Origin of the sequence: Marinomonas pontica (assembly GCF_026191375.1) — a bacterium.
GTDB classification, from domain to species: Bacteria; Pseudomonadota; Gammaproteobacteria; order Pseudomonadales; family Marinomonadaceae; genus Marinomonas; species Marinomonas pontica.
The window spans coordinates 16649-29806 of sequence record NZ_JAODTL010000035.1; the positions used below are offsets into that span (position 1 = coordinate 16649).

9 protein-coding genes and 3 pseudogenes are annotated in these 13158 nt (G+C 44.6%); 2 read left to right on the forward strand and 10 right to left on the reverse strand.

The genetic code is table 11. The annotated features are described in order from the left end of the window. Positions 1–38: 38 nt before the first annotated feature. Together amt and N5P32_RS18200 are read left to right on the forward strand one after the other, a co-directional pair. Positions 39–1684, forward strand: a pseudogene (amt, locus tag N5P32_RS08370) (ammonium transporter); the annotation flags it as partial. A 114-nt stretch (positions 1685–1798) separates the two neighbouring features. Beyond that, positions 1799–3043 (forward strand): putative bifunctional diguanylate cyclase/phosphodiesterase, encoded by a 1245-nt coding sequence (locus N5P32_RS18200; protein ID WP_409371091.1) that lies wholly within the window; start codon positions 1799–1801, stop codon positions 3041–3043. Here the strand turns inward: N5P32_RS18200 and N5P32_RS08380 are convergent. From N5P32_RS08380 to N5P32_RS08425, 10 genes and pseudogenes are all read right to left on the reverse strand, one after another. Continuing rightward, on the reverse strand, positions 3018–3395 hold the full coding sequence (locus N5P32_RS08380) for a Na+/H+ antiporter subunit G (RefSeq protein WP_265728638.1): 378 nt from the start codon (positions 3393–3395) through the stop codon (positions 3018–3020). The genes N5P32_RS18200 and N5P32_RS08380 overlap by 26 nt on opposite strands. 8 nt (positions 3396–3403) lie before the next feature. Further along, positions 3404–3673: a K+/H+ antiporter subunit F gene (locus N5P32_RS08385; RefSeq protein ID WP_265728639.1), complete on the reverse strand. Its 270-nt coding sequence runs from the start codon at positions 3671–3673 to the stop codon at positions 3404–3406. Continuing rightward, positions 3667–4152 (reverse strand): Na+/H+ antiporter subunit E, encoded by a 486-nt coding sequence (locus N5P32_RS08390; RefSeq protein WP_265728640.1) that lies wholly within the window; start codon positions 4150–4152, stop codon positions 3667–3669. Before N5P32_RS08390 ends, N5P32_RS08385 begins: the two co-directional genes overlap by 7 nt. Next, positions 4149–5660, reverse strand: a complete 1512-nt coding sequence (locus N5P32_RS08395) for a monovalent cation/H+ antiporter subunit D (protein WP_265728641.1) — start codon at positions 5658–5660, stop codon at positions 4149–4151. Before N5P32_RS08395 ends, N5P32_RS08390 begins: the two co-directional genes overlap by 4 nt. Further along, the gene (locus tag N5P32_RS08400) at positions 5648–6025 is read right to left on the reverse strand and encodes a Na+/H+ antiporter subunit C (protein WP_265728642.1); all 378 of its coding nucleotides are present in this window, start codon (positions 6023–6025) and stop codon (positions 5648–5650) included. Before N5P32_RS08400 ends, N5P32_RS08395 begins: the two co-directional genes overlap by 13 nt. Further along, positions 6025–8820 (reverse strand): annotated as a pseudogene (locus N5P32_RS08405) (monovalent cation/H+ antiporter subunit A). Before N5P32_RS08405 ends, N5P32_RS08400 begins: the two are co-directional and overlap by 1 nt. A 345-nt stretch (positions 8821–9165) precedes the next feature. Further along, positions 9166–9612, reverse strand: a complete 447-nt coding sequence (locus N5P32_RS18205) for a CZB domain-containing protein (protein ID WP_409371092.1) — start codon at positions 9610–9612, stop codon at positions 9166–9168. Then, positions 9592–10254 (reverse strand): annotated as a pseudogene (locus N5P32_RS18210) (methyl-accepting chemotaxis protein); the annotation flags it as partial. The gene N5P32_RS18205 and the pseudogene N5P32_RS18210, both read right to left, overlap by 21 nt. A 220-nt stretch (positions 10255–10474) precedes the next feature. Further along, a complete protein-coding gene (locus N5P32_RS08420) occupies positions 10475–11086 on the reverse strand; it encodes a Yip1 family protein (protein WP_265728643.1) in 612 nt (203 codons plus the stop codon). Positions 11087–11322: 236 nt separating this feature from the next. Continuing rightward, entirely contained in the window at positions 11323–11970 is a 648-nt protein-coding gene (locus tag N5P32_RS08425) for a putative periplasmic lipoprotein (protein ID WP_265728644.1), read from the reverse strand. Positions 11971–13158 lie beyond the last annotated feature (1188 nt).

A 13158-nucleotide genomic window follows, 5' to 3' on the forward strand; every position in this document is an offset into this window, starting at 1 on the left:
TCTATTGGTTGTTAGTCGCCTCCGCATTGGTGTTTATGATGCAGGCTGGCTTTTTGTGCTTAGAAAGTGGCCGCATTCGCAGTAAAAACAGCATTAACGTCGCGGCAAAAAACATATCCGACTTTATTATCTCAACCACTCTTTTTTGGTTGTTTGGCTTTGGCATCATGTTTGGGGATTCGGTTGCTGGTGTGTTTGGCAGCAGTGACTTCTTATTTGATGACCAGCACTCTCCTTGGGAAATCAGTTTCTTTCTTTTTCAGATGATGTTTTGTGGCACCGCGGCAACCTTGACCTCGGGTGCCGTAGCTGAACGCATGACTTTTATTGGTTATCTGGCGATCACCGTATTATTAAGTGCCATTATTTACCCTGTTGTGGGGCATTGGGCATGGTCCGGTATATACCCTTCAGTAGGGCCAAGTGGCTGGCTTGAAAACCTTGGCTTTATTGATTTTGCAGGATCGACCGTGGTGCACTCGGTGGGTGGCTGGGTTGCTTTGGCCGCGGTCATTATTATTGGCCCTCGATTAGGGCGTTTTGAGGAAGGTATACGTTTACCACCGGGGAACAATTTACCGCTGTCCGCTCTGGGGACCTTGTTAATTTGGTTTGGTTGGATTGGTTTTAATGGCGGCAGTACTTTGGCATTGACGAGCGATGTGCCAATGATCATTTTGAACACCTTTATTTCGGCGGCGTGGGGGGATTAATCGCGGCCGGTATTAATTATTTTAGAGACGGTTATGTGGAAGTGGGTTTTGTGCTGAATGGCACCATTGCCGGTTTGGTGGGTATTACCGCGTCCTGTCATGTTGTTTCGCCTGCTGCGTCTGTCGTTATTGGAAGCGTGTCTGGTGTAGTGGTGTATTACGGCAGCCTATTTATGGAGCGTTGGCGTCTTGATGATGCTTTGGATGTGGTGCCCGCACATTTATTTGCTGGTATGTGGGGAACGTTAAGTGTGGCGTTGTTTGGCCAGCCGGACAAAATAGGAAACGGTTTGAGCTTTACCGAACAGCTTTGGACGCAAGCGCTTGGCATTGTGGTTATTGGAGCTTACTGCTTTATTGTTGGTTACGCTGGCATGTGGCTGTTAAATCGCTATATGCCATTGCGAGCCACTAAGGAGCAAGAAGAGCAAGGCTTGAATGTGGCCGAGCACAGAGCGACTACAGAGCTGTTTGATTTGTTGACCTCCATGCAGTACCAGCAAAATAACGCGGACTTTTCCAAGTCGGTTCCTGAAGAGCCATTTACAGAAGTCGGGCAAATTGCGCGAAAGTACAATCAAGTCATAGATCGTGTTAACTCGGAAATTGCTCAGCGTGACGATGCATTGATGCGTTTTCAAGAAAGTGAGATGCGCAAATCGGCCATTTTGAATTCTTCTATGGATTGTATTGTTACGATCAACCGTTTTGGTTCTGTTATGGAGTTTAACCCTGCCGCAGAGCGCACGTTTGGGTGTTTAAAGACCCAAGTTCAAGGTAAAAGCTTTATTGGATTGTTTGTATTGGAAGAAGACCGGATTAAAATTTTTGATAGCTTAAATTCGGGGTTTTCTTCATCGAATGGGCTTATTTTAAACAGACGAAACCCTTTTCGTTTACAGCGTGGTCCTAATCACCATTTTCCTGCTGAAATAGCCATTACCAAAGCAAATACCAAGACATTGCAAGAAAGTGAGTACACACTTCATATTAGGGATATGACGCGGCACGCCAAGTTGCAGCAACGTTTGAAGTTTCTGGCTTACAGCGATCCATTGACCAGTTTGTATAATCGAACCTATTTAATGGATTCACTGGTGAGTGCGCTACTGTTTGCAAGCCGCCAAAAAACATCCGTTGGTTTGCTGTTTTTGGATTTGGACAACTTTAAAATCATCAACGACACATTAGGGCATAAAGCAGGTGATGAACTGTTGTGTGAGGTGGCTAGACGGCTAACCGCTGTCTCCGATTCACGAGATGTTATTGCTCGTTGGGGGGATGAATTTGTCTTGATGATGACGCACAGCGTCAGTGACACTCGAATGTCTGAGCACGCTGAGAAAATACTCGAAATCATGCGTGTTCCGGTTCAGTTAAATGATCAGTACTTTACGATTCCAACCAGTATTGGGATTGCGCGAAGTGGTGAGCAAGTATTGGATGCGGATAAGCTGATTCAGCAAGCGGATATAGCGATGTATTGGGCAAAAGAAAAAGGACGAGATAATGCGCAATTCTTTACCCCCAATATGACCAACGCCGTGACGAAAAAATTTAGTTTTGAGAAAGAAGTGAATGACGCATTGGCTTCGGAACAATTCTATTTGGTTTACCAGCCGAAAGTGCAGATGGAAAAGGACAACATATTAGGGTTAGAAGTGCTAATTCGTTGGAATCATCCTGTGAAAGGCTTGGTTCCTCCTGCGGATTTTATTCCCATTGCCGAAGAGTCAGACTTGATCATAAAAATAGACGAATGGGTCATTGACCAAGCTTTAATGCAACTCAAGGCGTGGCGAGATCAGAATTTATCAATAGTTCCTGTTGCGGTTAATTTATCCGGGCGGCATTTGGTCTCGGATGCGTTGGTGAGTTATATTTCTGAGAGGTTATCGCACTACGGTATTGAAGGTCGCTATCTAGAAATTGAGATTACCGAAGGGGTATTGCTTCAAGATATTCAGCGTTGCATCGATGTGATGGCAGAACTGAAAGCATTGAACATAAAAATATCGGTCGATGACTTTGGAACAGGTTACTCTTCATTAAGCTACTTGAAGCGTTTGCCTTTGGATATTTTAAAGATTGATCAGTCGTTTGTGGAGGAGTGCGACTCTCATACGGAAGACGCAAAAATCTGCGAAACGATTATTTATCTGGCACGCAGTTTGGAATTGTTGATTGTCGCGGAGGGCGTAGAAACCGCTCCGCAAGTGAACATGCTGAAGTCTTTAGGATGTGAGATTTTTCAAGGCTACTTCTTCCATAAACCCATGAAGAGCCCGTTAGTAGCGAAATTGCTTATTCCTCGTGCTGAGATTGCTTAGGTGACTCGCGATCTCTAACGATGTCGATCAATTCTGGGTTTTTGGTTTTTTCCACCGGCTGCGTCCGCTGATGCAGTGCTGTTTTCGCAATCATGTTGGCTGCCACAGGCGCAGTGATCAAAAGAAACAAGGTAATCAACAGCTCTTGAATCGATAAAAAACCTTTCAAATGGCTTTGGAAAATCATCGATGCCAGCAATACCCCAGTAATGCCAAGTGTGGAAGCTTTTGTTGGGCTATGTAGCCTCATATATAGGTCTGGCAATCGAACCAAACCATAAGAGCCAATCAGCAAGAATACGCCACCAATCAACAGCGAGACACAAATTATAATTTCTAGATAAAAAGGCATGATAAATCCTATTCGATGATGTCGCCGCGAAGTAAATATTTACATAAAGCCGCCGTGCTAACGAAGCCCAGCATGGCGATCAACACCGCCGCTTCAAAATACAGTGCACTTTTTACATAAATTCCGTACAACAAAATGAGTGCGATCGCATTAATGTACATGGTATCTAATGCCAGAATCCGATCAGATACGGTTGGGCCTTTCATTAATCGCCACAAATTTAAGATTAATGCCGCACAAATACACACTGCGACAATGAGAATTGTCCAACTTAGCATCCAAAAATCTCCTTAATAGGCGCTTCGTAACGCTGCTTAATGGATTCAATCAGTTCGACTTCGTTATCCAAATGCAACGCGTGAATATACAACCAGGCTTTGTCTTTTGAGACCTCAGCACTAACGGTGCCTGGTGTTAGTGACACGGTACTGGCCAAAATAGTAATGCCTAAATCTGAGCTGATATTAATCGGAACAGCAACAAACCCTGGCTGTAGCTTTTTAATTGGACCAACAATCAACAAGGCGACTTCCACATTGGCTGTCACGATGTCTTTCATTACCATCAGCACGTAGCGAATGGCCAACCAAGGTTTGAGTATCTTTGGATGCTCATCGCGCATGCCTGAGACGAGCCAAGGAATTGTGATCGCAAAAAAAGCCGCGAGAACCATGTGGCCCGCACTGACAGAGTTATTTAACAGTAACCACACGACAAAAAGCAGCACGCTGTGGAAAGGCATAGGGAATAACATCATTGGGCCGCTCCAGGTAAAAGTTGATAAGCAGAGGCGTGAATGTCGTGCAAATAACTGGCCGCTTGTTGCGTAAACGTTGTCATGTCACCGCCAAAGATAACCAACACTGGAGACGCCAAAAGCAGCAATGCGACCCCTGCTATTTCCAGTTTCTTAGCGGGCTCGGCTTCCGCCGCAGCCGTGCCATTGTGTCGCCAAAATAGCGTTGTTCCAGCTCGTGAAAATGTGATCAGAGCGGCAAGGCTGCCAAGTAGAATTAATGGCCATACCCACATGGTTTGAGTACTGGATTGGGTTGCTTGCAAAATCATGATTTTACCAACAAAACCAGAAAGGGGTGGCATACCCACCAAAGCCAAAGCCGAAATGGCAAACGCAAACCCTAATAATTTAGGCTGTACAAAGGGGCGAGAGCGCACAAATCGATCTTCCGCCTTGCCACGCTGTCTCGCCATGATATCGGCAATTAAAAACAACGCCGCGGATGCCAATGTACTGTGTACCATATAATAAAGCGCCGCAGAGGTTGCCTCTTCGGAGTTTATCGCTGCACAAGCGAGCAAGCTACCACTGGACACAATGACCAAATTCGCGCTCAAGGTTTTAATGCTTGGGCTGGCAAAGACGCCAATGGCACCAATAGTGATAGTGAGTAAGGCCAAAGGCCACAGCCATGGCGTTGCAATATTGGCCAATTCACCAGCGTGTTCTCCAAAAAGGACGGTGTAGACTCTGAAAATACTGTACACACCCACTTTGGTCATAATGGCAAACAAAGCCGCAACGGGAGCGGTAGCACTCGCGTAGGTTTTTGGTAACCAGAAGTGCATTGGCAGCATGGCGGCTTTTAGGCCAAAAACCACCAATAGTAACAGCGCCCCTGTTTTCGCCAATGTCGCTGTTTCGCCTTCTAGTTGGCCGACTTTTATCGCCATGTCAGCCATGTTTAATGTGCCTAACGTACCGTATAAAATCCCCAGCCCAAATAGAAATAAGCTCGATCCAACAAGGTTGAGAATGACGTAATGCATGGTGGCTTGTGTTTTTTGTTTACCACCGGCATGGATTAGCAAAGCGTAAGAAGCGATCAGTAATACTTCGAAAAAGACGAATAAATTGAAAATGTCGCCCGTTAAAAACGCGCCGTTTATACCCATAATTTGGAACATAAACAAAGGATGGAAATAGGCACCGCCTTTGTCTTGTCCTGCTACCGCGTAAAGCATGACCGCGAATGCCAAAAAGGCGGTCAGTAATACCATCAAACTGGATACTTTATCGGCAACAAGGGCAATACCAAACGGCGCTTGCCACCCACCCAGTGCGTAAAGTTGAACGCCTTCTGAATTGACCGTGTACAGCAAAACAGCGGAAGAGATGAGCAGAAACAACGTGCCCACAACCGACGCAATACGCTGGGAATTGATATCTCGTGAGATGGGCGGCAACAACATGATTGCCCCAAATAACAAAGGAATCAGAATGGGAAAAATGCTCAGGTGTTGCATTTACGGTTTCCTCCTGACTGTTGAGCCGTGTCAGCGGGTGAGACGGGCAGCGTGCCATCAACATGATCATTGCCTAAATCGGCACGAGCGCGCATCGCAAGAATAACCGCGAATGCCGTCATCGCAAAACCAATTACGATGGCGGTTAGTACCAAAGCCTGAGGCAGCGGGTCACTGTATTGTTCAGATTCACCCAATACCGCTGCGGCATTGAGCTTGAGTCTTCCGCTAGCAAACAAAAATAAATTGACCGCATAAGACAGCAGCGTTAATCCAATAACGACAGAAAAGCTACGGCCTCGCAATGCGAGAAAAATGCCGCAAGCGGTTAATAAACCAACGCAGAATGCGTATAAACCTTCCATTAATCATGCTCCTTCTGAATCGGGCGCTCGCTGGTGGTTAATTGACCAAGATTGGCAAGAATCAACATGGTTGCTCCGACTACCGTCAGGTAAACGCCAAGATCAAATACCATGGCGCTGGCTAATTCGAATTTCCCAATCACGGGCAAATAGAAATAATCGAACCAAGAAGACAAGAAAGTGTGGCCAAAGACCCAGCTTCCTAAACCGCTTAGGGTGGCAATACCAATGCCCGATCCGATCATGATTTGGTAGTCCAACTTGATGCGTGTTTTTATCCATTCAACACCATGGGCTACATATTGTTGAATGATGGCAACCGAGGTAATAAGTCCGGCGATAAAGCCACCGCCTGGCATGTTGTGGCCACGCAAGAAAATATACGCCGATACTAACAGCGCCAAAGGCAGCAAGCTCTGCGAAATCACCGCTAACAAAATAGGGTGACGATCCTCAGACCATGCCAAGCCATTATCGTCACTGGACGGCATGTAAAGACGCATGCGTGCGATGAGTTTATAGATCCCCAGCGCGGCGATGCCCAATACCGTAATTTCTCCTAAGGTATCGAATCCCCGAAAATCCACCAGAATGACGTTCACAATGTTGGTGCCACCACCACCTGTTTTGCTGTTCTCGGTAAAGAAAGTCGAAATGGTGTCCAATGGGCGAGTCATTAGGGCGTAGCAAATAGTGCCAATGACACCCCGATCAGAGACGCCAATCCAAGATCACGCACCACGCGTCGTGGAGACGACTCTTTCGGTGTTTTCTGCGGTAAGAAGAACAAAGCCAAAATCAACAAAATGACCGTTACAACTTCAACAGACAATTGAGTCAGCGCTAAATCTGGCGCGGAGAATTGCGCAAAGGCCAATGACACAATTAAGCCCACAACCGACAAGGTCAACAGCGCAACGACGCGCCGTCTATGCCATATCACCGTCGCTAACGCTGAGATACACAACAATATTGCACACGTAATCGACAACGCATCAAGTGGGATTTCTGGACGCTGTCCAGCCGTTGTATTCAACTTCATTAATGATGACGCGGTCATAACGACTGACAACGCCAGCACACAGAAGATATAGCGCTGTAATGATCCGTTCTCCGTCATACTGATGATGCGGCTGGCTTTGTTGACCAAGTATTGAATGACGCCTTCAAACACCATTTTAGGGTCGCTGGTAGGAAATTGCGCCTGGAACTTAAACAAATGTGAGCGGTTGTGGTACATATAAAGACCACCAATCAAAGCAATCACACTCATCAACAGAGGGAAGTTAAAGCCATGCCAAATGGCAAGACTGTAGGTAGGTGCTGGACCATTTAACGTCGCACCCGCCGCTGCAAATAATAGATCGCCTACAACCAAGCTTGGGAAAATACCAACCAGCAAACAAAGACCCACTAATATTTCCACCGGAACTCGCATATAACGAGGCGGCTCATGCGGTGTTTTCGGCAAGTTAATGGGCTCACCATTAAAGAACACATCATGGATGAAACGGGTGGAATAAGCGACGGCAAAGACTCCGCCCAGCGTTGCCAATACTGGAATAAACCAAGAGAGAGCCAAGAGAAGCTTGGTGCAGGGTTTCTGTGAAGAACATCTCCTTCGACAAGAAACCGTTCATCAATGGAACCCCCGCCATCGACGCCGATGCAACCATCGCCAATGTGGCTGTATAGGGCATGTATTTCCATAGGCCATTTAACTGACGCATATCGCGAGAGCCAGACTCGTGGTCAATAATGCCTGCCGCCATAAACAACGACGCTTTAAAGGTTGCGTGATTAATAATGTGGAAAATGGCGGCCACCGCGGCAAGGTCTGTTCCCATACCGAGTAGCAAGGTGATAAGCCCTAAATGACTGATGGTTGAGTTGGCTAAAAGGCCTTTTAAGTCGTGTTGGAACAGTGCGATATAAGCGCCCACCAAGAACGTCGCCAAACCAGTCAAGCTCACGATCAAAAACCACAGATCGGTATTGGCTAAAGCCGGATAAAAACGCGCCATCAAGAATATACCGGCTTTTACCATAGTGGCAGAATGTAAGTAAGCGCTGACGGGGGTTGGTGCCGCCATGGCATTGGGTAGCCAGAAATGGAAAGGAAATTGCGCTGATTTTGTAAACGCACCCAATAACACAAGCACCACAATAATAGGATAATTTGCACTGGCTTTTATGAGGTCGCCACTATCAAGCACATCTTGTAGGCTAAAGCTGCCCACGGTATTGCCTAAAATAAGCAAGCCAGCTAACAAGGCCAAACCACCGGCTCCGGTAATAGTAAGCGCCATACGAGCGCCTTTTCTGGCGTCTGTTTTGTGCCCCCAGAAGCTGATTAGCAAAAAGGAGCTTATGCTGGTCAGTTCCCAAAAAAACCACAGCTGGATTAAATTGTCAGACAGCACCACGCCAAGCATGGCAAACATAAACAGCATCAGATACGCATAAAACTTCCCGATGGAATCCTGAGCCGAAAGATAATAGCGCGCGTAAAGAATAACCAATAAGCCGATGCCCAGAATGAGAATGGCAAACAGTAATGCCAGACCATCTAAACGAAAGGCGAGCTCAAGTCCGATTGCGGGGATCCAAGGGACAGCGGCTTGAAAACGCTCTCCTTGAAAAATATCACCGGCATGGGATAAGACCAAAAACAAAGTAAGGGCAGGCAAGGCCGCGGTCATGAATGCACATGCCGTCCGGCTGAATCGAGCCGTGATATGGGGAATTAATGTGCCTAGCAGTGGAAGAAAAGGGAGCCAAATCAGGGAACTCAAGGGCAACACTCCTTTCTAGTAAACGATAGTATTATCTCAACGAACAGTGCGAGCATGGTTGTTATCCTAACAATCGGTCTCTTTGTGTAGTGTGTTAGTTTTCGCTTCAAGGCAAGCTAACAAGGCAGAACGTAATAAGCATAGCCTTTTACTAATTTAATCAATAGCCTAAAACCGTAATCATCAGAAAAAAACGCTGCTTGGTGTACGAATTAGTCAGAAGCTAAGAACGTAGAGTATCGGAAAAGTTCCGCGAAGTAAGGCGCAACACAAAGCGACTGAAATCACCCCCAGTGTGGTTCTTTGGCGATTTCAGTCGTGGGTGAATGGTTGAAGTCTATGGCGTTAGTGGTGTTTCACTTCTTCCATAAGGCTTTCAATGTGTACGACAACTTGCAAACTTGCTACTTCCATTTTATCTAATTGGGCGAGCATAGCGTGGGTGTCACCTTCTTTAGCTGCTTTGAGTGCTGCCCGTCCAGACTCATGAACGGTTTTGTGTGGCACTTCTATGGCTTTGAAACTGTTGGATTTTTGGAAGTGGCGGCTGCCATACCCTTCGTAATACCATTTACCTAAACGACACTCGGTATGTAAATTGACCTCCTCATCGAATTTTTTCTTATCGATGCGATTGTAAACATCATTTTTCCAAACGGCATGATCCAACTTTACTGTGTTCAAAAAAGAGTGAGTAGCCGCTAGGCTGATTACTCGTTGCATGTGATTAGAGCGAGAGATGACATCGTCCACAACTTGGTCAATTTGAACCGAAGATGAGGAAATGTCCATCGCACTGACTTGGTTATTATTCACCATGCTTTTGATTTGATCCGTCTGCAATATCACTTGCTTTACGAGCGTTTCAACTTGTTCGCTTGCGCTGTGGGTTTTTCCTGCGAGGTTACGAACTTCGTCGGCAACCACGGCAAAGCCGCGTCCAGCAGAGCCTGCTCTAGCGGCTTCTATTGCCGCATTTAATGCGAGTAAATTGGTTTGCGAGGAAATCTCTTGAATGCTTGAAACGAGCTGACTAATGCCATTTGCTGTTTTATCAAGCACATTGGCAGCGCCCATGCTGTCATTGGCCTGCTCGTTGATTAGGCTGGCGCGTTCGCTCAATCGAGTTAAAGCAACACGTGTTTCGTCGAAAATATCATCCAGTTTAGCTAAGGCTACCCGTTCTTCGATGAGGCTTTCTGCGCTGTCTGCTAAGCCAAAGCGGATTGAGTTGAGCATCTCTCCACCGCGCAATTGATAACGAATTAGCTCTAAACTGTCGCCTGAATGATGTCTCGATGCATGCAATTCTTCCGTGACGGCATCGAGCTTCGCTTGGAGCGTTTGCATGGCTTGCTGATGGCTAGCGCGTTCGCTTTCTAATTGCAGAGTCAGTTTTTTTGCTTGTTGTTTTAATTGAGAGTTAAAAAACATAAAGGGGTCCAATCCAGATATTGAAAAAGCTCAATAATTGAACGGACAGTGTATCGAATAAAGCATGGCTTGCCCGTGAGGGTAATCAAATTAAGGGCCATGAGTTTGTTGTAAAATGGTAACGAACTGTAAAAAGTGTATTGTTTTACCTAAATAAAATGCCGCTCAAAGCAAATGAGCGGCATTTCTAGGGTGCTCCTGAAGGTGATGACAAAGTTTGCTATTGGAAGAAACGCCAGACAATACTGTGCTCCGACCCTAAGCTCCATAAAAGAACCACCGCAGCCAGTAGCGCCTCTAACACCAAAACCCCAATACCTAATGTCGTGCTTGAAAGAATAAAGCCCTGTTTATGACTGATTCCTAAGAAACTAGGGGTTCCTTTGTATAGAAGGTAGCCCGTGTACGCGACACCCATTACGCACGCCAATAAACACAGCCAAATAATAGGGTAAATAGCAAATAACCCACTCAGAAACATCGGCGTTGCTATGTAGCCTGCAAACACAATGCACTCTTGGCGGGGTGGACGGTTTTCGAAATTTCGTGCCATCCAATGAATAAGGCTACCGACCGCCGAGACCGCAACTAAAATCAGTGCATAGAACAAAACACCCAACCCCAAACCATCCATTAAAGACACTTTTATGGCTTCTTCACCGCCTAGTGTCCAGCCGAATTGCGTCGTCCCAATAAAAGTACTGACAACAGGAATGGTCGCCATCCATAAAACATGATGAAAGTACAAATGACTGACCGACTCATGCTCCTTGTTAATTTCTCGCCATTCTTGATCTGGATGATGAATAAGACCCCAAACATGATTGATCATGGATTCCCCCTTGCTGCACAAAGTGCGCATATTGGTTGTGGAAAAAGTCCTGATACAGCCACGCCCAAACAATAGTGGCTTATACACAGTATAGATGGATACGGGAAAAGAGAGGGAAAAGGTGATAACGTTTTTTTATAAGTGTTTTGCTGTTCAGACGAATTGGTTGTAAACAGAGAGGGGAAAACAACAGCCAAGAATGCAATATGGCGTCTAGGCTGTTGTTTCAAATAGTGTTATTGGCAACTATAGTCTTCTGTCATTTCCACCGTGTAAGGTTTGTCGACTGGGTCGTTAAAGTTGGCTCGTAAAATGGCGTCTTTTGCCAAAAACTCGAACATCTTCCATTTTGAACACTCCTCATGCATCACAGTGTTGCTTGAATCCAGAATAAGATTGCCCGCTTTATCCGTTAGCTTATATTGAAAAGTATAAAGGTTAGTGGGTGTTTCTACCTTGTCGTAGCCTTTCACGATAGGTTCCATAAAATGGCGGTAGCGCGTGTAGCAGGTTCTTGCGTTCGTAGTTGGGTTTCTATGGCAAACGGTATAAGGAGTATTCCGTTCATTATTAAAAATAGGCACTTTCTTCGTTTCGGTGATTTCTTCCGAAGTAAAGTTAATCGCTAAACGATAGTCGGGATTGCTGGTGGAATCGGACACATTGCTAAACCCACGCTCTTTCAGCGCGTTCATAACATTGGCAATGTAGCGCTTGTTGGTCAACTGATCACCATCCTTATCCGGAACCACAGTAATGCTGGCCGATTTATCGATATCGACAGTGGTGTCCACATTACTAACATTATGGCCCGACAGCTTCACATTAGATGAACAGCCCGCGAGAAACACTGAAAACAGCACCAAAAAAGAGAAAAACTTCATAACCCCGAACTCCATGGCGTACCAAACACAACAAATATCAGAACGATATCAAAGCACAAATTATCCACAAAACCGAGTCATGTCATTCGTCTTACACGCGTTTTTCAAAAACCTTACTGTTAAAAGGCGCAACTATGGAAGGCGTTTTGGTTAGCTGGTGGGCGAGAGAGTCGGTTGAAGGGGAGGAGACAATAAAAAACCACCCGAAGGTGGTTTTTTATATGACTTACAAACAGTGTGTCGTTTGTCTGTCGACTTCATTTAAAAAGTGCAAATTCTTTCAAAATCAAGCGCTTGATTGGTGGAGATGGGGTGATTCGAACCCTATATAAAACACCTTTAAAATCAGTAAGTTATTGATTTATAAGGATACATATACTGTATGTTTGTACAGTTTTTTAGGCCCTTTTCAGTTGCCCTGTGTGTCGGTGGTGTGTCGTAATGTGAAAAACTTTTTATATGAACTTACTATAATTGCATAGGGGGACAGGGATAAAATTGTTAACGCGAAGGCTACTGCTTTAGATAGGTCGTATTTAAAGCCTTCTATATAAGTGTTGTAAGGGAATATGCTTATGGAGAATAGTGGGGCAATGATTCCGAAGATGATTGGCATGCTGATTAGAAGGTAAAATATTTTTTTTGGGCGAGTTTCTCTTTCGTGTTGAGTAAGAGAGTTGTATTCGTAAACCAAATCAATTGTATTTTCAAAACTATTTTTTCTGTCAAGAGCTTTTTCTATTTCTAATGAAATATAGTCTCTTATTTCTAAAATGGCATTTTTTTTATAATGTTCAAGAGTATTAATTATGTCACTAAAAACTTTGCTGTTTGATACTGTTTTTATATAGAATTCTAGTTGCTCTATATTTGAGATTATCTCTTGTAGATCACTCGGTTTTTTTTTGAATAATATATTTTCGTTTATATAATCTTGGTATATTAAGAAAAAATAAATTTCTTCATATGTTTCAAATATGAGATCTGCTGTACTTTTGGTGTTTTTGTCTGTCTCGCATCCATCTATAGTTTTATCTAATAGTTTTTTTAATTCTTCAAAACTTACCTTGTCTCTTTTTCTGAATTTATCAACCTGTGTTTTTGTATTTATTATTTTATTTATACTTTTTTTAATATTTATTACAGTGTTGTTTTTTTGTCATTATAAAAAAAGTGTGTGGCTAATAA

Bases quoted from the DNA above. Each gene is read 5' to 3' on its own strand.
- N5P32_RS08420 (WP_265728643.1), bottom strand. From the start codon at position 11,086: ATGATCAATCATGTTTGGGGTCTTATTCATCATCCAGATCAAGAATGG.
- N5P32_RS18205 (WP_409371092.1), bottom strand. From the start codon at position 9,612: ATGGACATTTCCTCATCTTCGGTTCAAATTGACCAAGTTGTGGACGAT.
- N5P32_RS08425 (WP_265728644.1), bottom strand. From the start codon at position 11,970: ATGAAGTTTTTCTCTTTTTTGGTGCTGTTTTCAGTGTTTCTCGCGGGC.
- N5P32_RS08385 (WP_265728639.1), bottom strand. From the start codon at position 3,673: ATGCTAAGTTGGACAATTCTCATTGTCGCAGTGTGTATTTGTGCGGCA.
- N5P32_RS08380 (WP_265728638.1), bottom strand. From the start codon at position 3,395: ATGCCTTTTTATCTAGAAATTATAATTTGTGTCTCGCTGTTGATTGGT.
- N5P32_RS08390 (WP_265728640.1), bottom strand. From the start codon at position 4,152: ATGATGTTATTCCCTATGCCTTTCCACAGCGTGCTGCTTTTTGTCGTG.
- N5P32_RS08400 (WP_265728642.1), bottom strand. From the start codon at position 6,025: ATGGAAGGTTTATACGCATTCTGCGTTGGTTTATTAACCGCTTGCGGC.
- N5P32_RS18200 (WP_409371091.1), top strand. From the start codon at position 1,799: ATGGATTCACTGGTGAGTGCGCTACTGTTTGCAAGCCGCCAAAAAACA.
- N5P32_RS08395 (WP_265728641.1), bottom strand. From the start codon at position 5,660: ATGCAACACCTGAGCATTTTTCCCATTCTGATTCCTTTGTTATTTGGG.